This is a genomic window from Micromonospora sp. NPDC003197 (genome assembly GCF_053590565.1).
On record NZ_JBSFTE010000015.1, the window covers coordinates 33,407 to 53,096 of the forward strand.

12 protein-coding genes are annotated in these 19,690 nt (G+C 64.2%); 3 read left to right on the forward strand and 9 right to left on the reverse strand.

From position 1 onward, the window contains the following. Nucleotides 1–3: 3 nt before the first annotated feature. From ACWDV4_RS18170 to ACWDV4_RS18185, 4 genes are all read right to left on the reverse strand, one after another. The gene (locus ACWDV4_RS18170) at nt 4–576 is read right to left on the reverse strand and encodes a hypothetical protein (RefSeq protein ID WP_449980143.1); all 573 of its coding nucleotides are present in this window, start codon (nt 574–576) and stop codon (nt 4–6) included. Next, nucleotides 573–7,211 (reverse strand): WXG100-like domain-containing protein, encoded by a 6,639-nt coding sequence (locus ACWDV4_RS18175; RefSeq protein ID WP_449980145.1) that lies wholly within the window; start codon nt 7,209–7,211, stop codon nt 573–575. Before ACWDV4_RS18175 ends, ACWDV4_RS18170 begins: the two co-directional genes overlap by 4 nt. A 338-nt stretch (nt 7,212–7,549) precedes the next feature. Next, nucleotides 7,550–7,774: a hypothetical protein gene (locus ACWDV4_RS18180; protein ID WP_449980147.1), complete on the reverse strand. Its 225-nt coding sequence runs from the start codon at nt 7,772–7,774 to the stop codon at nt 7,550–7,552. A gap of 92 nt (nt 7,775–7,866) precedes the next feature. Then, complete coding sequence (locus ACWDV4_RS18185; protein WP_449980149.1) at nt 7,867–8,265, reverse strand: YbaB/EbfC family nucleoid-associated protein; 399 nt, start codon at nt 8,263–8,265, stop codon at nt 7,867–7,869. Nucleotides 8,266–8,390: 125 nt separating this feature from the next. Between ACWDV4_RS18185 and ACWDV4_RS18190 the strand changes: the two genes are divergently transcribed. Both ACWDV4_RS18190 and ACWDV4_RS18195 read left to right on the forward strand, forming a co-directional pair. Then, entirely contained in the window at nt 8,391–9,503 is a 1,113-nt protein-coding gene (locus ACWDV4_RS18190) for a S8 family serine peptidase (protein WP_449980410.1), read from the forward strand. After that, nucleotides 9,490–10,137, forward strand: coding sequence for an SUKH-3 domain-containing protein (locus ACWDV4_RS18195; protein WP_449980152.1), 648 nt, complete (start codon nt 9,490–9,492; stop codon nt 10,135–10,137). The genes ACWDV4_RS18190 and ACWDV4_RS18195 overlap by 14 nt, the downstream gene beginning before the upstream one ends. A 135-nt stretch (nt 10,138–10,272) precedes the next feature. Here the strand turns inward: ACWDV4_RS18195 and ACWDV4_RS18200 are convergent, their stop codons facing one another. The 4 genes from ACWDV4_RS18200 to eccD all read right to left on the reverse strand — a co-directional run bounded on the left by ACWDV4_RS18200 (nt 10,273) and on the right by eccD (nt 13,922). Beyond that, nucleotides 10,273–10,584, reverse strand: coding sequence for a WXG100 family type VII secretion target (locus tag ACWDV4_RS18200; RefSeq protein WP_449980153.1), 312 nt, complete (start codon nt 10,582–10,584; stop codon nt 10,273–10,275). A 1-nt stretch (nt 10,585) separates the two neighbouring features. Next, nucleotides 10,586–10,945: a WXG100 family type VII secretion target gene (locus ACWDV4_RS18205; protein WP_449980156.1), complete on the reverse strand. Its 360-nt coding sequence runs from the start codon at nt 10,943–10,945 to the stop codon at nt 10,586–10,588. A gap of 209 nt (nt 10,946–11,154) precedes the next feature. Further along, on the reverse strand, nt 11,155–12,540 hold the full coding sequence (eccB, locus tag ACWDV4_RS18210; RefSeq protein WP_449980159.1) for a type VII secretion protein EccB: 1,386 nt from the start codon (nt 12,538–12,540) through the stop codon (nt 11,155–11,157). Nucleotides 12,541–12,545: 5 nt separating this feature from the next. Beyond that, nucleotides 12,546–13,922, reverse strand: coding sequence for a type VII secretion integral membrane protein EccD (eccD, locus tag ACWDV4_RS18215; protein WP_449980161.1), 1,377 nt, complete (start codon nt 13,920–13,922; stop codon nt 12,546–12,548). 66 nt (nt 13,923–13,988) lie between these two features. On the opposite strand from eccD, the gene eccCa reads away from it, so the two are divergent. Further along, nucleotides 13,989–17,933 (forward strand): type VII secretion protein EccCa, encoded by a 3,945-nt coding sequence (eccCa, locus tag ACWDV4_RS18220; protein WP_449980163.1) that lies wholly within the window; start codon nt 13,989–13,991, stop codon nt 17,931–17,933. Between the two features lie 39 nt (nt 17,934–17,972). Here the strand turns inward: eccCa and ACWDV4_RS18225 are convergent, their stop codons facing one another. Continuing rightward, the gene (locus tag ACWDV4_RS18225; RefSeq protein WP_449980164.1) at nt 17,973–18,749 is read right to left on the reverse strand and encodes a hypothetical protein; all 777 of its coding nucleotides are present in this window, start codon (nt 18,747–18,749) and stop codon (nt 17,973–17,975) included. Between the last annotated feature and the right edge of the window lie 941 nt (nt 18,750–19,690).

The window sequence follows — 19,690 nt, forward strand, 5'->3', positions numbered from 1 at the left end:
GGCTCAGCCCTCCCAAACCCGCGGCGAGCGACCCGGCAACGCCAGATCCAGGCAGGCCGCGCCACCACCCATCAGCTCTCCCAATCTGAACAGCAACTCCACCAGTACTTCATCCGGTGAAGTCCATCGTTTGTCGACCTCGCCCGCAGTGCGCCGAGCGTCCGCAAACGACTCACACGCCTGCCACAGCGAGCGTCGCGCCCCGGCCACCGCCCACAACTCGTATGTAAGCCGGTCCACTGTCACCGACGGGCGGCCCGGAATCCCTATGTCCCACTCTTCAGGGTCATCAGCATTCGGCCCGAGCCCCACCATCAGCGGTAACATTCGATATGTACGTGCGAGCTCCGCTTCGCCACCCTCGGTCAGCACCACGAGCAAGCCTAGTTCGAGCACTGACTCCACCACCGATGGATCATGCTCGTCGTCGGCGGGTGTGAACCACACCTCTGCTTGATCTTCATCCAGAACGTGAATCTGCGACCCTAGGCGGACCTCACAGCACTGTTCGCCCTCCTCGGTGGGGTACACGCCCAGGTAGTGGCCGACTGCCACAAGACCAAGTGGCGCTGTCATGCCCCCTGCCCATCTGGGTTGAATATCAGGAGAGTTGCACCACCGGCAAATTTGGTCTGCAACCAGCCATTGATGACCTGATCGAGCACCTGCGCCAGGCGTGCAGGATCGCCTATAACCCCGGGCGCCAACAGCAGGCGGTCTACTTGTTGCGGTGCCGTTACCGTCGTCGCAGACGCGGGTTCAACCATTGCCAAGATATCTTTGTCAGCAAAGCTGCCTTCGCTCAACTGGAGATCGAATGTTCCTGCACCGGTTACCACCCGCACGGCGTCGCCGGGCATAACCCGAACATGCCATGCCCGATCTTGCACTTCGAGGTCTGGTGTAATCAGACCATCCCGCGCCATCAGGTTAATCGCGTCGAGGAGCGCATAGGTGGTCGCCTCCTCTTGACGCCGCGTTGCTATGTACTCCCGCACGCGGTTCGCCTCACTTTCCCTCGGCCAGTCAGAATAGTCCTCGCGCAGAGTCCTCAGCTCATTCTCCACGCTGCGGTCTATCCCCCCATATCGAGCGCTGACGTCATTGATGATTGCTTGCCATCGCTGCTCGGAGCCTTCCTGATTGACCAATAGCCCCAATCGCTCCATTTGCAGCCGAAGATCACCGCGCAGCAGAGTTGGATCCGTCAGGGGCGAACGAGGCCTTGTTGCGTTGGCACTCACGTCGGATTGACCATTTGTATCGGACGGTCGACGTGCCGAGATCTCCCACATCAACATTTCGGCCACTTCGATTAGACGGTCGATCGCCCTGACATCCTCCTTGCCCAGGAGTACTCCCTCGGGTGGGTTGTGACCAGGCCGAAGCCCGGGGTGACGGCCCAAACTGGTGCGCCCAGCCAATCGTATTGTGGCGAGTGCCACCCGAACGGTATAAGTACCTATCCCATGACCTCGGGTAATCGGCCGATCCGGCTGTTGATCGACCGCTGCGGGAAGAATTCGCTTATTTTGCTCAATAACCGCCTCGGTAAGCTTCTTCAGTTTTTCCAGAGTTTGTTCGGGCGTGTAGTCCAGTCGCGTGGCATGCCTTATGAGCTGCTTCTGCCGGTCTGTTCGCTTAATCATAACCGGCACCACCCGCGACACGCCCTCACCGGTTGCGTACCCGGCGGTGTAGAGCATTTGCCCGCCGTAGAAGAGCAGGATAGGACCGATGGTCAAGGTGGAAGCGGGTGCAACACCGCCCACGCCCAGGTCCGCGATTATCATGATCGGCGCGGTTAAAAGTATGACGCCTCCCAACGCACCCACGTGCTTCCGAGACTGCGTTCGGGCAGCCTCGTCCCGCGGAACCCCAGCCAAGTGTCCACGTGCAGCTTGTCGGGCAATAGCAGATCGCCCAGACGGCGCCTGCGGCATGGGCTTCGACCTCGGCCTGAATCTCTTCGGCAATTTCCTGCTTCTCCAGGCTGCCCTCTTGAGGCGCCTGCGAGCCTGTTTCAGATGCGCCAATGCCTGGGCGGCGGCTACCGCTTCCGCATCGCGTGCTTGGGTCACCGACAGGTCCGTCCAGAACGCCCCGTAGTATGCCCCCCGAGCCGCCGCGGCCAACATAAGCGCAATCGCCAATTCTGGCGTCCCGCTGATGGCAAAGAAGAACGACGCTGACTGTATCAACACACCCTGCGCCATCACACGCAGCGGATTCACCGCCCGTGGCGCCCGAGCATCTGGCAGGTGTGCCATCTCGTACGTCAGCTTCGGCGACTTGAAAGCTAAGTCAGGACGGCGTTTTTCCACCGCCCTGTTCCACAGCCTCTTCGCTGGCTCGATTACGACACTACGGCGACGCTTAAGGGCTTGGACTTTACCCTCGACGCCTCGACGCCTGTCTCCCTTGACCTCCTTCTCCAAATCAGCGATCGCCTCGTCAAGCATCTTCAACGTCTCCCGCAATTGCTTACGGTCCATAACATCGTTATCGGGATCATACTCCGCCAAAAGTTTACTCGCGAGGTAGTAGATCGACTCCGCATAATTGTTACGCGCCGACTCCGGCTCAGCCTTCACCATTGCCTTGCGCTGATCCCCCGCCGTCATTTCATGCGGATCGGCAAGCTTATCAGCCCACGCGCCACCCAGCGCTCCAACTAGCGAAATCAGGCCGCCTATGGCCCCGGGGCCCATCTCCCCCCCAACCACAATAAACGCTATGAAGGTCCCCGCCGTTGTCCCTATTGCCAGTCGTATTCGCTTCGTGACATTATCTTTAAAGGGCACTCCATAATTGCGCTGCGGCGGCTCCAAACCTCCTAACTCGGGAGCCGGCTCAACTTCGAGGGTCAATTTCGCCTCGGGCAGCGGGCTTCCTAAGACATCATCCGCCGACGCCTGACCGAGGTTGCCGACGAGGCCCCCACCCGTACTGCCCCCCATCCCAGGGACCTCTCTACCGAATGTTGGTCCGACCCACCACGTGTTTCCAATACTTGCCAGTGAGGAGACAAGGCGTCGGAAGTAGTGCGGCCAACGGATCCGAGGGCGCCGTCGACCACCGCCCAGACCACGCCCAGTATCGACTTCTTTTTTCCGCTTCTTCAACGACTCAAGCACCATTGCCTTGTCTTCACGGGATGGAGCCTGCCTCTCCTTCACGTACTGACGAAGCATTTCCCGCTCTGCTGGCGTAGCAATCAGGTAGAGTTCCTCAAGAACGCGAGCCCGGGCATGATAGGCCGCTTCGGCCGCAAATAGGAAGGACCCATATTCTTGCTCGTACGCTAAATACGCTAGCACCCCGGCCAGCTCTACCCGAATCGCTGCGTCACTGGCGTCCGATCGCACCTGGATCCGAATTCCACCGAACGGATCCCGTTTCAACCGAATCGCGTAATCCCGACTCCGAAACGGAACGACCTCCACCTGCACTGATTGCACTCGTCCAGCAACCCGGATCTGGAAGGTTTTCGCTTCCATGTTAAACAGTCGAATTTGCACAGACGAAGACAGGTCGATCGTTAGGAGCAACTTGTCGACCGCCTTCAGAACGTCTTTCTCGGTTCGCGGGCTCTGCGTATCGAAGAGTCGTCGCAGCAGCTGTGAGGGCATCCTCGAGAGCCATTTTTGCCGGCGCTTAATCCGCTCCCGCGCTCCCTTCTGGTCAGGAAGCAGATTGTTCTCAGCCAGAATCCGCACAAGCCCGAGGTCATCGCCTATTCTCACTGCCTGGAGGGCAGCACCAAGGGCGGCCGGCTCCATTAGAGGGCGCGGTCCGAAGCGAAGTCTAGAAATCAGCGAACTACGACCATGGAACATCCTCGCCGCTCCGACCACGCGCTCGGAGACGATGTTCGCCAAATCCTGTGGCCCAACGGACGTCGACACACCGATACGCACACGAATCGAGCCATCATCCATTATTACCGCTTGCACTTGGTCGACCTGGTCGGCCCTCAAACTGTCAAAGAACACTTCGATCAAATGCTGTTTTTTGTCGGGGGTTTCAACTTGAACAAAATTCCTAACCCCATCGTTACCAAAACCGATCATCCTAACATCTGCCGCCGCTAGGCCGGCTCGAATTTGGTCATGCGACCGTTTGATCGCCGCTGCTATATCGGCAATCTCCTTCGGTGTGTTTACTCTGACCATTTGCAGCAGCGCCAGCGGGTTCCCCGGCCGATCATCGTCGTCCTGAGGTTCCGGTGGTTGGGAGGGCCGAGTTGGCTCGGCATCAGGCTCAGTAGCGGCGTCACCCTCGGAATTCACCGGTCCGGCGTCCTCGTTGAGCCCGGCTGCCAGCCTTCCGGAGAGTTCGACGGCTGAGCCGGGCGCCGTTTCAGACGTTATATCCGCGCCGGGCGGTAGGAGCAGAACACTGGTCTGACTAACGTTCGCGAAGTATGCAGGTCTCGACGTACTTATGTCGCGGTTTCCGCCACTTCCGGCGGCCCTCATCGGCATCTGCGCGTCGATCCAGCGCACCTCTCCCCTCGAATTGACGACAGCCGCCACCAAGTGGCTTGTTTCGATGCCATCAAACGTCAAATTTACTGCTGCTGACGCACCCGGGCCCAAGGCTCGCAATTCCGCCTCAATCTGCGCCAGCCCTGCCTGACCGTCCGGCGCTCCCATATTGGACGAATCTTTCGGTATTCGGGTAAAGCTGGCTCCCAGTTCCTGTTCGACCAAACTCACATCGACGCCAGCGCTACTCCGATTACTGCCAGCCACCCGAGGCTTACCTCGCCACGTCGACAGCACAGCGAGAACCACCTCGGCACAGTTGAACCGTCGGCCCGAGGTGAACGGCCCACCGTCGTTGATCCAGCTAACCCAGTCGCTGGCATCCGGATCCGGATACATGCTGAAGCTGCCGTCAGGCTCGAGAGGAAGGCGACGGAAAAGCCGTCGTTGGTCAAGCGAAATCGGTGGATCATGATTTTCTAGCTGCGGCGGTACAACGTCGCCGCTCTGCGCATCAACACCGGACGGCCTGGTATTCGAGATCGGAGTGGACGACTCCTGGGATGGCGAGTTGTTGCTATCTGTGGTTTCCGGCCTGATCGGGATGACCGGGGCTGACGCTGGCTCGGGAGCGGGTGTCTGAGCTGGGTCGGTTGTTGCGTCGGGTCCGCTGAGCGATGCCGCATCGTTCGCGGGCGACTCGAGTTCGGCGTCAAGCTCCGAACTAGGTACGGAAGATGTCGGCGTGACAGCTCCCGGGGGCATCGCGCTCGGAGTTGATGTGTTGACGTCGCTGCGGCTCGCTGCCGTCTGGCCGTTCCGGCTGGTGGTGGTATGTGGTCTGACCGCACTAGGGCTTGCTGTAGTGCTCTCGGTCATTCTTGTGCCGGTCGACGGCCCCTGGCTCGTCGAGGTAGCCGCACTGGCAGCAGTACTGACACTCGATGAAGTACTCGTGTTGGTCGTAGACGAGGCGTCGGCGCTGTTTAACCTGCTGGTTGGATTGGTGGTGTGGGTCGCATCAGGGTTGGCGGCGGACTCGGTGTCGATGCTGGCGTGGGCTACGGCGAAGTTCCTTGCTTCGGCGGCTTCGTTGCGCGCGGTCTCCGCTGCCCGGACTGCCTCCTGAAGTTCCGCAGGGGAAGCAGCCCGGGCGGCCTGCTCAACCGCTTCGCGCGCGGCTTGGGCAGCCTGCTCGGCGCTCTGCGCCTGCCGGGCCGCCGTGTCAGCGCTCCGCTGCGCCCGATCAGCGGTCTCCTCGGCAAGCCGCACCGGATCGCCCTGCTGCTGGCCCTGGTTTTGTGCCGGCTGCCCACCCTGCGGCGCTACGTTGGGTGCTGCTTGAGGCGTGACGGTGGGCGACATGCCCGGTAGTCCTTGCCCGACCAGAGATGGCGCGGGCGAACCATGCTCCGTCGTACCCGGCGCCTGCGTATCCAACGACTGCATGCCAGGTGCCTGCGCACCAGGCGCTTGTGTGTCGGACGGTTGTGTACTCGGCGCTAGAGCCGGAGACGTCGAAGTGGACGGTGCCTGACCAGGCGATCGCTCACCAGCAGCCAATCGGGCCGCATCACGCGCCGCAGCAGCCTCCTGAGCACGCACCTGCGCCGCATCAGCAGCCGCCCGCGCCTGCACCGCAGCCAACTGCGCATCCCGCTGATGCTGAGCTGCAGCCTCCCGCGCCTCACGAACCTGCCGCTCCAACTGCTGCCGCGGCGTCTCCAACCCCACCACACCACGCACAAAACTACCCACACGCTCACCAACACGCGCACCATTACTAATGTAATTACGCGCCATACCAGCAGCAACCTGCTCAAACCCCGGCGGCCGCAAAGCAAACGTGCCATCATCCGCCAGCGACCCACCCAAATTCCCTAAAAGCTCCTCAGCCCACTCCGAAGCCGCATCCGCACCAATATTCGAAAACCCCCGAACCACCCCATTATCGATCTTCCCCGCCAACGTCCGACCGAAATCACCAACAGGAGAACCCAACGACCCCATCGCACCAGCAGCAGCATCCACCCACACAGCATGCTTATCCACGCTTTCACGGGTCCCCAACACCTTCACCTGATACAACTGCGGCAGAAGATTGACCACCCCCTCCCGGACCGCCTCATCCCCCGCCGCCAATGCCAGAGTCTTAACCCGCAACCCCGACGCCATCTCCCGCAAACCCGCATAACCAGACCGCTGAGTAAACGACGCACCCGCCCGACTCACCAACAACTCGAAAATCTGCCGAACCGTCAACCGCGTCACACCGATCCGCGCCGCCGCCAAAGTCATCGCCGCACCAAACGACAACCACGCCATCACCGCAAAAACGAAAATCTCCGTAATCACGATGCCAACCTCAAGCAACGTGGACAACTTCGTATGCTCAACATCAAGCGCCGCCGCATCCAACGAATCAGCAAGCACACCAACCGCCTCAAACAACTTCTCCGGCAAATCACCCCCCACCTGCTGCCACACCTGCGCGAACCAAGCCCCCGAATCCCCACCCCACAACTCACTCAACACACCCGCCGAACCCCGCGCCCCCTCCACCGCAGGACCCAACTGCTCCCCCACCGCACGCCAAGCCGCCGCCAACAGCCGAAACTCATCCTCATTACTTTCCGACCAAGTCTCCCCACCCGAACCCAGCCAAATAACAGCATCACGGATCACATTCCACGGATCACCAAAATCCCACAACTCAATCACAAGTACCCCCGAGGGAGTCGGGCCGAACGGCACAACAAGGGCTATTGGATGGTGACAGTTCGTCGAAGGGCGTTAGCAAAGGCCGTTGCAGATCGAAGCGACCGTGGATAGGAAGCGCCGCCGGTAGGGCGACAAGCGACACCCATCGAGACTACTTTGCCACCCCATCGCTGGAAAGTGCGGCAATCCACATAGGGGTGGATGAGTAGCTGTCGTCCACAGCGGATCTAAACGCTCCGGGATCGGTCCCCACGCCCCAACGGGCGGGACGGTGGTATCTATCGGTTCGCTCGGCCGTTAGGGAGTCGACGGCACGAGCATCAGGCAATGACCACGGGTCAGGCCCCCATGGCACGCGGGTCATCGGCATCTACCAGTTGGCCGAGTAACTTGCCGACTGCTCCCCCGACTTCGGCCAGTCCATCACCGAACAGTCGGATCACCGCTTCCAGTTGCGGTCCGGCATCCTCGTAGTTCTTTCGATACCTGCGGCCGGCTTCGTCCTCACCGAAAGTAACCGCAGTAGCCGTACGAGCGACGAGGCCCAATGCGTTCGCGCTCACCGACTGAGCATCGGCAGTCTGAGCGGCAAGTCGCGACGCTGCGGTCAGCGCACCGGGTATGTGCTTGATATCCGTGTATTGGGACATGTGCCTCAACGCTCCCGGATCAGGTTGGCAAAGCCGGCAACGATGCCATCAGCATCTCTGCCTAGGTGGGCGTCGATCAGTTCCTCCGGCACATATTCCTGGAGGATCTCCTTGACTCGCCCCTGTACCCCTTCGGCGGCGACGGCGATGGTCTCCTCGATGGTGCGAGCGAGATAATCGGCGTCGGGATCGCGGTAGATGCCTGGATCGATGAGGAGTCGGCGCAGCCGCCCGTCGGCCCCCACGATGGCGGTCACCAGCCGGTCGGCCGAGACAGCGGTCGCCTCCAACGTACCGAATTCCTCGGTAATCTTGTGAAAAGCACCGGTTGCACGCTCCACCTGGCTACGCATCCGCTCGGCGCGCTCGCGTAGAGCTTCGACTTCTTCCCGGGTGGCTGACACGGTTTCACGGTACGACAAATGGTGGGCACGCGGAAGAGGCCACTATGGACGTCCTGACGGGCTACCATGTACGGGTGCGACGCGGCATGATCTGCATGGTCACAGCGCTCGCCGCGCTGTGGCCGATGGCTACCCCGGCTCCGGCGACAGCCGCTGAGGCCTGCTCTCGAGGCCGAGCGGAAGGCACCCAACCCGCCGCAAGCATTCCCTGGGAGCGGCAATGGCTCAACCTCGACCGCGCCTGGACCCTATCCAGCACGTCTGCAGCCGTAACGGTTGCCGTGGTGGATACCGGAGTGGATGTCCGCCATCCCCAGATGGCACGCGCGGTGCTACCGGGAGTTGATTTCGTCGACGGCGGTAACGGCCGGGTCGACTGCACCGGCCATGGCACTGCGGTGGCCTCACTCGTTGCCGCCAGAACGGATCCCAAGGTTCCGTTCGCGGGGGTCGCTCCGCAAGCCCGGATTCTGCCGGTGCGGGTGGCGGAGCGGATCGACGACGACATGGATCCGCGACTGGTCGGCAACGGGGTGGATTGGGCGATAGCTCGGGGCGCACAGATTGTGGTGTTGGCGTACGCACTGCCGACCGACAGCCCGGCTGTACGGGCTGCGGTGGCGCGAGCAGTCGCCCGTAACGTGCTGGTCATCGCCTCGGCTGGCACCGTCTCGGGCAACGCGGGAGCCCGGTCGGCGCCGGTTCCGGCCGCTTATCCCGGAGTCTTCGGGGTGAGTGCGGTCGATGGCATCGGTGCCGTCCAGTCGGAGACCTATCCCGGTTCCCATGTCGACCTAGCCGGCCCCGGTGTGGCGATAACCGCCGCAGCGCCCGCGCGTGGGCACACCAACTACTCCGGCCCGGACATGGCTGCGGCTATCACCGCAGGCGTCGCCGCCCTGGTGTGGGCCAGTACTACTGGGGCATCTGCTGATGCAGTCGCACAGCGACTGGCCGCGACAGCTGACCCCTCACGGGGTGGGGCAAACAGCCCTTCCTACGGCGCTGGCATCGTCAACCCGGTCCGGGCTCTGAGCGAGCCGATCGCGACCGGCGGGCCCAGGCCGCCGGCCCGGTTCATTCCCGTAGCGGCCGCCCCGGGCGATTCCGGCCCGCCACGTGGTGCGGTGGTCGGCTTCGCCGGCGTCATCTCGGCACTGGGCATAGCGGGCCTCGCCGCACTCCGCCGGGCTCGTCGGCGCATGAGTCAGCCGAAGGGACAACATGATCCAGCTTGACGAGGCGCACGAAATTGCGCAGCGCTGGGCACACGACTTCCACCCGGACGCTACCGTTCGGCTGGAACCATTTGAGCTGGGGTACGTGGCCTACCGGACCACACCGGAGTACGCAGGGCGGGCAAGCCGGATCACCGACGCCGAAGTCAGCATCGTGATCGATGGCGACACCGGGGAGATCGCCCCGTTCGCGGCGCTGCCCGTAGCTTCGATAGTTCATCTCTACACCGCTCAGCGCGTGGCAGAGCAGCGATTTCCAGCGGCCCTAAAAGGGCTACTCAGTCTCAGCGGCTGGCGACCCGCCCGTGACATCGGTACTGCGGTGGACGGATGGTGGTCCCGGAACGCACCCGCTGGTAAAAAGCTACCAATGTCCGTCCGTGAGGTGGTGGCGGAGTTTGGTGGCCTCCAACTGCTACCCGTCGGCCTGTCGTTCGTACCTCAGCCAACACCACGCCCAGTGGAGTTGCTGACCACCGGCGCAGGAAACGCCGTCGTTATCGGCGAGCTACGTAAAGGGTCGGTGGCGATTGATGAGGACGGCGGTGTGTGGCTGTCCGGCGAGGGCGTACCGCACAAGGTCGCTGATAGCTTCGACGCCGCACTTCCCCATCTGCTCGGGGTGACCGATTGAACCGCCCCGTCTCGTAATCGCAAGGCCGACGATGACGCTGTGGTCTTTTCGCTCTTCAGATGCAGGCTCGCGTCGGTGGTGGTCGCTGTGACCACCACCGACGCGAGCTCGACTTCAGCTGGTGAGCGGAGTTGACTAGGCCTTGACCCCGAAGTCTCGAAACGTCTTGCCGACGTTCATATCAGCGTCGTACATGTTGTCGCTTACCCGATCGACCGCGATCGCCATGTTCGTGGCGATTTCCCCCAGCTTCCGTTCGGCGATGTCCCAGGTTTGCTTGGCCTCTGCATAGGAGTAGTCGCCATCCCCCTCCCAGTTAGCGAGGAGGCCGTCCAGCTTGCCCCGAAGCGCATCCAACTCCTGCCGAACCTGGCCGATCGCCAAATTCATCGAATGGACGCCGCCCTTGATCGCTGTAAAGTCCCACAGAGACTCAGGACTTCCCATGTCAGACCATCCTCGTCGTCGTAAGAGCGTTGCCAACCTTGCCGCCGGCACCGAGTTCCGCCGTGTTCGCATTCACGATGCGAGCAGCGTCGTCCTCTTCCTGCTCGTAGCTACGGGCAGAGCCCTGGACTAGAACTCCGAGTTCGTTCAATGAGGCATAGAGGTCTTGGATCTGCTGCTGGTACGCCGGGTAGAGCTGCTGGAACACTCCACCCGCGTTACCTCTCCAGCTAGTCCCGTCCAGGAGTGGCGCCAGTTGGGTGCTGAGTCTCGCCTGGATGCTGTTCAGTTCCGCCTCGCAATTCGTGATCGCCGAAGACGCTTGCAGCAGGTTGTCTCTCTCTACCCGAGTACGAGCCATCGCAATCTCCGTCCTGGTCAGTTTCAAGCGACCACGGCCACAGCAACACCCACGGGCATGGACTCTGGCGTCGTCGACGGGACGCCCGGACCATCGCGGTATGTGACTGTGTCGCCGTAGCCTGAGCGTTGCGCTGCTCAGGAGAATAACTCTCCGGAAGCCCTGGCAACAGTATCCAATCTCGACAATCGCCCGCGGTAACTCCACGGCTAACGCGGGTTGGAAACCACGGCCGATCGGGCACGGGCTGGGTCCAGGGACACTCCTTCCTCGACGCGATCCAGCAACGCGGCAGGCAGTGACACCGGCGTTCCGGAGAAGCCCAGCATGGCGGGAACATCATCGCTGGCGCACGGATGCCGTACACCCAGGTCTGTGATCAGCATGAGCGGCCCGCCGGGAGCGCCCGGGCCGGCCATGCTCCGAGCCAGCACCGCGTGACCGGGGGGCACGAGCACCGCGTCGGCGATCGGTACTCCATAGCCGACGGCGCTCCTGGCGACGATGCTCGTTGCTCTCGTCGGCAACTCACCATCGATGGTGACGGTGATGGTGTCGCCGAGCATCTCGGCGCAAAGCACACCGGCATTCGGCCGGACAAAGCCAGGGACCTGCGTCGGCGGGGCGAATCCAGACAGCGTCATCGGTGCCATGATGGGCGCGCCAGCGAGTGCGGCAGGTGTCAGCGCCACCGGCTGCGTGGCCGCAGCACCTCGTACCAGGGCCTGTTGCAACGCGGTCAGTTCCTGCAAGCCTTCCCGACGGACCAGGTAGACCCGGTCTGCGCCATCGGCGCCAGGCAGCTTCACCAGCTGGCCAACCTTCGCGTGCGCGAACCCGGACAGCTGCGTGCCGCGATCCGGCACATCGATCGGGCCGAGGGTGGCACCCAGTGGAATCGGGGCGAGCCAGGCGTCCGCGACAGCCAGCCCGTCCTCGGCGGCGAAGCCCAGTGCCGGCAGAACGTATCCGGGCTCTCGGATCGGGAACCGATGCCCGGACCACAGCAGGTAGCGCGTACCGTCTGCCCCGGCCAGCAGCACTCCACGCTCGTCAACCGGCACAGCAGCACCCGGCTGCGCTCCGGCCAGGATGATCGTGGCCGGGGCAGGTCGGCCGGCACTGTCCGGTCGTGGCAACGAGCACAGGTTCCACGCGCCGGTCAGATACTTCTTGCTCGATACGATCTCGTCAGGTGCGCCGGTGAGCCCCAGCAGGGCTCCCCTCGACCAGTTGAGCGACTCGCTCGCCACCCGGACCGACTTGCTGCCACCCATGATCAGAGCAGCTGAGCTGAAGTTGGCCACCGGATAGAGGGTCTTCGAGGTCGCGTCGCACACATAGGTCGCGCCGGTGTCGCGTTCGACGATGACGGTGTCGCAACTTTGCCAGGTGGTCTTGCCACCGGGCCAGATGATGCCGATGACCGCCGCCCCGGCCAGCGCGATGATCAGAATCATGATTCCGGCGAACGCGGTGGCTCCGCCGTGACGTCCGGCCCAGTCCAGCGGGTCGGGCCGATGGGCCAGTAGCGCGCGTACCTGGCGCAGCGTGAGGTACTGCTGCGATTGGATGAGGTCACGACGGCTGAGCATCGCGGTCAGCCTCCCAAACCACGGAAGTAGCCGAACAGCCCAAGCACCAGCGCCACCAGCACCGGTACCGCGGCGGTGAACGCCAGCGACGTCCAGTCGGCGAGTCGGCCGACCCGTGGTGGCGGCGTACGCTGGGAGAGCCGGCGGCCAATCGTCAGCGACAGCAGAGCGACCGCGATCAGGCCGGTCATGAGCAGGGCGGCTGCCACCGGTGTGTGCATCGGACCGGTCCAGGCATACCAGGTCAGGCTGAGGACACCCACGATGGCGGCCCCGATCAGCGGCACGCGATGACGTACGGCAGCGAACGCCCGGGCCCGCAGCGCACACACCAGGGCCATCGCCACCACCAACAGCAGGCCGCTGGTGGTGGGTGCCCGGGTCAAGAGCACCAGACTGACTCCGGTCACCGCCATGGCACCGAGGAGTAAGCCGGTAAAAAGGCTGTCAGCTCGACGTACCGCCTGGTGCAGATCTGCCGTCGGCTGAGGCGGGGCCTCGACAGCGCCGCCAGCGATCGACGGCACCGGCGGAGTGGGAATTCCCGCCACTGACATGGCCAGACGAGGCAGTGCGAACAGTGAGATCACGATGAGACCACCGACTACCGCCGCCGCGCCCTCCAGCGTGGTCAGTTCGGTGGCCACCAGTACGGCAGTCGCACCGATGCCGACCGCCAGGGTGGCTCCGGCAACGAAGGCTGTCCCCGGTAGCAGCATCTGCCCGACCAGCGCGACGAACAGTAATGCGGCGGCCGCACCGGCAACCGGCCACGGCTTGATCTGGAACGTGGCACCATCGGCCCCCATCAGCAGAGCGCCGATCGTTGCGTAGAGCAGGGCGGCACCGCCGGTGAGCTGCGCGGTGGAGTGGTCGCGCGTGATGCGGTCGGAGAGAACCGCGGTAAGCATCAGTGCCGCCGCGCCGATGAACGCCAACGCGCCGATCTGCCAGGACATCGATCCGGTAAGCAGCAGCACTGCCCCGGTCACGATCACTGCTGCCGCGAACGCCCGGCCCGCCTGTAGCGTCGAGTTCGCCGTCCACTGCCCCCCGAGGCCGGTGGCATCGTTGGCGATGGCCTCGGCAACGTCATCGAAGGCTGGCTCCGGCCAGGTCGCGTCATTGGGCGAGAGAATCACGGTCTCGCCGTCCAGCACGTTCTGCATTGCCAACGAGTGGGCGTTGTCCAAGCGCTGGCCATCTACCCGGCGCAGCACCCAGCCGCCGTGCTCCACGCCGTCCTCGGCCAGCGTCGATCCACCGTGCCGCAGCAGCGTAGGCATGATCCCGGCCAACGGGACATGCTCCGGTACGGTCATTTCCATTCGGCGGTTCGGTGCGATGACGATGATCCGCGCCAATCCCGTCTGCTGCTGCACTCGTCAGCCTCCTTTGTTCGCGTCCACGTTAGACACATCGGCCATCCGCGTCACTACTATGGCCCGGTGGCGACCACCATTCGCAGACGCCGAGCACGCCGTGCAGCTCCGCCGTTTCCCGCCGGTGACATCATGCTGGAGCCGCCCTCGGAGATCCCCGATCCCGAGGGTGGTCTTGCCGGCCGGCTAATCATGATCCTGCCGATGATGGCCGGTGCGGCGGCGATGATGCTGCTCTTCGCGGGAAACTCGGGGGGCATACTCCGCATGATCACGGGCGGACTGCTCGGGATTTCGATGCTCGGCATGGTAGGCGCCCAGATGGGTCGCTCGGGTGGCGGCAAAGGCGAGATGAACCGGCTCCGGCGGAGCTACCTGTTTGAGTTGGATGGAGTACGGCGAAACGTACGAAACGCTGTTCGGATCCAACGCGCAGCCGAGTATTACCGACATATCGACCCTACTTTGTTGTGGTCCATGGTGGACAGCAGCCGGCTCTGGGAACGGTTCCCCGGTGACCAGGACTTCGGGCAGATCCGTGTCGGTCTCGGCCCTCGGGAGCTGACCACCCCCCTGGTCGCCCCTCCGTTCGTACCGGTCGAGAAGGCCGAGCCGGTCAGCGCCGGCGCATTGCGACGCTTCCTGTCCACCTACCGACAGGTGGACGACCTTCCGGTAGTGGTGGCGCTCGACGGCTTCGCCAGCGTCTTCCTCTCCGGAGACCCGGAGCGGGCCCGGGCGGTAGCCCGAGCCATCGTGGCGCAGGCGGCATTCGGGCATGCCCCCAACGACATGATGGTCGCGGTGTGCGTCTCCGACGATCGGCGCTACCTGTGGGAATGGTGCAAGTGGCTGCCACATGCGGCCCACCCGTCGCAAACCGACGCGCTGGGCCCGCTGCGCCTGATCAATGCGTCGGTGGTGGGTCTCGAAGCGATGGTCGAAGAACTGCTCGTCGCTCGGCCGCGGTTCAATCCCGCAGCCAGCGAGGTCAGCTTCGAGGGGCCGCATCTGCTGGCCATCGTCGACGGGGCTGAGACTGCCGGGTCCGACCACTTCGCCACCGAGGTCGGTCTCGAGGGCGTCACCGTCGTGCACGTCTGCGGCGAGCCACCGCGTCATCCCGACCGTAGCTGCCTCGTCATCGACTTCGCCCAGGACGGCACCATGACCGCCACCACCCACGGCGGCAGTCAAGCGTTGGGCCGCGGTGACCAGATGCCGCTGGTGGTGGCGGAGAGCCTGGCCCATCAGCTCGCCCCGCTACGGCTGGCCCAGGCCGGTGGTGCTGAGCAGGCCATGAACTACACACACGAGCTGACGGATCTGCTGGAAATCGACGACCCCGAACAGATCGACCCAGCCCGCACCTGGCAACCGCGGCCGAACCGGCAGCGGCTACGTGTACCGATCGGTGTCATGTCCGACGGCGAGAAACTTGAGCTCGATCTCAAGGAAGCGGCACAGGACGGAATGGGTCCGCACGGGCTGCTCGTGGGTGCGACCGGCTCCGGAAAATCCGAACTGCTGCGTACCCTGGTCCTGGCACTGGCGGTAGGGCACTCACCGGAGACTCTCAACTTCGTCCTGGTCGACTTCAAGGGCGGTGCGACCTTCACCAAGCTGGACCGGCTGCCGCACACCAGCGCGGTCATCACCAACCTCGCCGACGAGCTGCCCCTGGTCGACCGGATGGCCGACGCGATCAACGGCGAACTGGTACGTCGCCAGGAACTGCTCCGGCGGGCCGGCAGTTATGCCTCGCTACGAGACTATGAGCGGGCTCGCGCCACTGGTGCGCCCCTCGATCCGGTGCCCAGTCTGTTGATCATCTGTGATGAGTTCAGCGAGCTCCTCACCGTGAAGCCCGACTTCATCGACATGTTCGTTCAGATCGGACGCGTCGGGCGGTCTCTCGGAGTGCATCTGCTGTTGGCCAGCCAGCGATTGGAGGAAGGCCGACTGCGTGGCTTGGACACGCACCTGTCGTACCGGATCGGTTTGCGGACGTTCTCCCCCATGGAGAGCCGGGCGGTGCTCGGTGCCACCGACGCCTACGAGCTTCCGCGCGCTCCGGGACATGGCTTCCTCAAGTACGGCAGCGAGCCGCTGGAGCGGTTCCGGGCCGCGTACGTCTCCGGTGTGTATCAACGGGCCACCGCCACCCTGGTCGACTCCGCCCAGATGGATCACCCCGTGGCGACGTTCACGTCAGGGTACGTGGCTGAACCGGCCAGCCGGACGATCGAGACCGAGGAGGTCGAGGAGCTGGCCGAGGAGGCAACGGGCGACACGCTGCTCGACATCATCACCGATCGACTGGCCGGCCATGGCACTCCCGCGCACCAGGTGTGGCTGCCGCCCTTGGGGGAGTCAAACACCATCCACGACGTACTGGGCGATCTGGTCACCTCGCCCGAGTTGGGGCTCACCACCCGCGATGCGACGCTACGCGGCACGCTCGACGTGATCGTCGGCGTGGTGGACCGCCCGTTCGACCAGCGTCGGGACCGGCTGCTCCTACCGCTGGCCGGCTCGGCCGGGCACGTCGCCGTCGTCGGCGCTCCGCAGTCCGGAAAGAGCACACTCCTGCGGACCCTGGTGCTGAGTATGGCCCTGACCCACACGCCGGATCAGGTGCAGTTCGCCTGCCTCGACTTCGGCGGCGGTGGCCTCACCGCCCTGGCCGAACTGCCACACATGTCAGCCGTCGCGACCCGGCGTGAGGCGGACCTCGTTCGGCGTACCGTCGCGGAGATCATGACCCTGCTCGCTGAGCGGGAGCAAATGTTTCTCGACCACAACATCGACTCGATCGCGGCCTTCCGTCGTAGGGCGGCGACCGGGGAATTCGGCACCGCGCGCTGCGCCGACGTCCTGTTGGTCATCGACGGCATCCTGACCTTGCGCAACGAGTTCGAGGACCTGGAGCCGCAGGTGATGGACATCGCCAACCGGGGCCTTGCCTACGGTGTCCACCTCGTGGTCGCCGGTGGCAGATGGTTCGATCTGCGGCCGGCCATCCGAGACTCCTTTGGCAGCAAGTTGGAGCTACGCCTGGGCGACCCGTCCGACTCCAGCATTGGCCGACGGGCTGCGGCGAACGTGCCGGTGCAGGCCCCGGGCCGGGGTATCACGCCTGATACGTACCAGTTCCTAGCCTGCCGGCCGCAGCTGAACAACGCTGTTTCGCCGGACAACGCGGTGAGCGAGGCTGCCGCCGCCGTACGCGTGGCCTGGTCTGGCCGGGTTGCGCCAAAGGTACGCCTGCTGCCCCGCGAGGTCACCTATGCCGAAGTCGCCCGCCTGAGCGACAAGCCCGGACTGCCGATCGGCCTCGCCGAGGCGGACCTCATGCCCGTACACCTCGATCCCGACACCGACCCGCACTTCATCGTCTTCGGTGACACCGAATGCGGCAAGTCGTCCTTCCTACGGATGCTGGCGGCCAGCATCGCGGATCGGTACACCCCGGAACAGGCGCGGATCATCGCGATCGACTACCGGCGCAGTCTGCTCGGCGGGCTGCCGGAGCAGCACCTCATCGACTACGCCACCACCGCCGAGCAGGGTACGGCGTTACTCAAGGAAGCGGCCGCCGCCCTACGCGAACGGTTGCCCGACTCCGACGTACGCCCCGAGCAGCTACGTGCCCGCAACTGGTGGACCGGCGCTGAGCTGTACGTGCTGGTGGACGACTATGACCTGGTGGCCGGGGACGGTAACCCGCTGATGGCGCTTCAGGGGCTGCTACCCCAGTCTCGTGAGGTGGGTCTGCACATCGTGATCGTTCGCCGCAGCGGTGGCGCCTCGCGGGCGATGTACGACCCGATGATCAGTCGACTGCGTGACCTCAACGCGCCCGGTCTGGTCATGTCAGGTGACCGCAACGAGGGACAGCTACTCGGCAACATACGTCCCAGCGCCCTGCCGCCCGGCCGAGGCTGGATGGTGACCCGCAAGGAGGGGAATCGTCTCGTTCAACTGGCCTGGTTGGACAGTGAGCTGTGACGATGCAGGGCTGGCCCTGGTGATTGGCCGTCGGTACGCTCAAGAATCGTGGGCGATGGTGATTTGCTCCAAGCTGAGCTCGCTGGGCTGCGAACGTTCGCCGACGCCGCAGCCGAAACCGGCGCGACCTTCGCCAATGACGCGCGTCGTCAGCTCAACGGCATCGCAGAGGCCGCTCGACAACTCGGCCAGCCGGCCGGGTTCCGCGAGATGCAATGGTTCACCGACATGGGTGTCGCTGATCTCGATACCCTGCACTCGTTTGCTGTGGATCTCGCTGACGGCCTGGTCAGCACGGCCAAGGGCGCAGACCTCGCCTACCAGTGGTATGCCGGCGTCGAGGACAGTTCCGCCAAAGAGATCGATCGCATCGAGGACGCGCTGGTCTCCGGCGATCTCCCCGGACCCTCCTACGGACCGGTGCTGCCGACGGTCGGCGCGCCCCCTCCGCGCCCCCGTGAGTACGACTACGCCCCACCCGGCATACAACGCACTGATTGGGAGGCGCTCGACGCCGAGCAGATCGTCGCGCTCGTGCTCGGGGCACGGCTCGATCTCATCGGTGAGCTGGCGGACGAGTGGGATGCGATTAGCGTCTCGATCGAAGCGGCCGGTAGGACCCTGGACGAGCAGGCCGAGCCGCTCAACTGGTACGGCCAGGGCGGACAGGAATTCGAGAAGAACGTCGAACGGACGGTCTCGTCGACCCGGTTGTGGCAAGCCAGCGCCGCTGCCCGGGTAGCGCAGTATCGCCTCGCCGCACGAACACTTCGCAAAGCTCAAGAAGAGCTTCGTCCGATCCTGCCGCAGCGCCAAGGCCAACTCGATGCGTTGCAGCTCGATCTGACCGTCGCCATCTCACCGCTCGGGCAGGCCGGTGTCCAACGGCAGATTGCCAATGCCAAGCTGGCAGCGGACCGAGCTGCCCGAGCCGTAGCCATCCGACTCAGTAGAGAGCTTGGCGAGATCCTGGACGATTGGCAGCCCGCCGACCCGTATCGAGGTCTGCTAGGTCTTGCGCCCGGCGGTGGACTTATTGGACCACTGGCAGATAACCCCGCCGAGTTGACGTCGACCGACGCCGAGCCGGATCCACCGCCCGATGTCGGACTTGGTTCAGCCCCGGGCGTAGGTCCTGAGGTTGGTCCGGGCCCCGGTCCGGCTGGCCTGCCTCCAGGGAGCATTTCGCCTGCCGCTCTTCCGCCGAGCCCGTTGCCCAGACTGAGTGCACCGGGTCTGCCTGGCCTGCCGTCCACGCTCCCCGCCGCCTCCCGGCTACCACCGGCGCTGCCCGTTCCAACAGCCGGTACGAGCCCGGGCGGCCTACTCGGGCCAGGTGGGGTACTCCGGCCTGGCCTGGGTGGTGTGGGGACGGGCGGTGTCGGCGCTCCAGGACTGGGACGGGGCGTACCGGCCCTGGGACGACTCCCCGACCGAACCCCACCGATACACCACCTTGCGGCAAGTGACACAACGGATATCCGGGAGCCCACCCTCGGCGCTCGGACCCCGCAGCTATCAACTCCGCAGGAGAACGAGGGGTTCATGCCGTTCATGCCCGGCCTGATCGGCCGCGCAGCGCCGGATTCTGCCAGGTCACAACGTCCATCCGCCAGTCGGACCAGGTCATCGACGTTCGCCGAAGGCGCCCTCTCCGGGCGCGCCGCCAGTACGCAGCCTTCATCCACCGATCGGCCTGACGATCGGCCCAAGGTATTGCAGTCGCGCCCCAACCGCCGTGACGCAGCAGAGCCCAC

What these genes read in the sequence shown, in the direction of transcription:
- ACWDV4_RS18170 (WP_449980143.1), bottom strand. Translation starts at nt 576, where the DNA reads ATGACAGCGCCACTTGGTCTTGTGGCAGTCGGCCACTACCTGGGCGTG.
- ACWDV4_RS18190 (WP_449980410.1), top strand. Translation starts at nt 8,391, where the DNA reads ATGGCTACCCCGGCTCCGGCGACAGCCGCTGAGGCCTGCTCTCGAGGC.
- ACWDV4_RS18195 (WP_449980152.1), top strand. Translation starts at nt 9,490, where the DNA reads ATGATCCAGCTTGACGAGGCGCACGAAATTGCGCAGCGCTGGGCACAC.
- ACWDV4_RS18205 (WP_449980156.1), bottom strand. Translation starts at nt 10,945, where the DNA reads ATGGCTCGTACTCGGGTAGAGAGAGACAACCTGCTGCAAGCGTCTTCG.
- eccB (WP_449980159.1), bottom strand. Translation starts at nt 12,540, where the DNA reads ATGCTCAGCCGTCGTGACCTCATCCAATCGCAGCAGTACCTCACGCTG.
- ACWDV4_RS18200 (WP_449980153.1), bottom strand. Translation starts at nt 10,584, where the DNA reads ATGGGAAGTCCTGAGTCTCTGTGGGACTTTACAGCGATCAAGGGCGGC.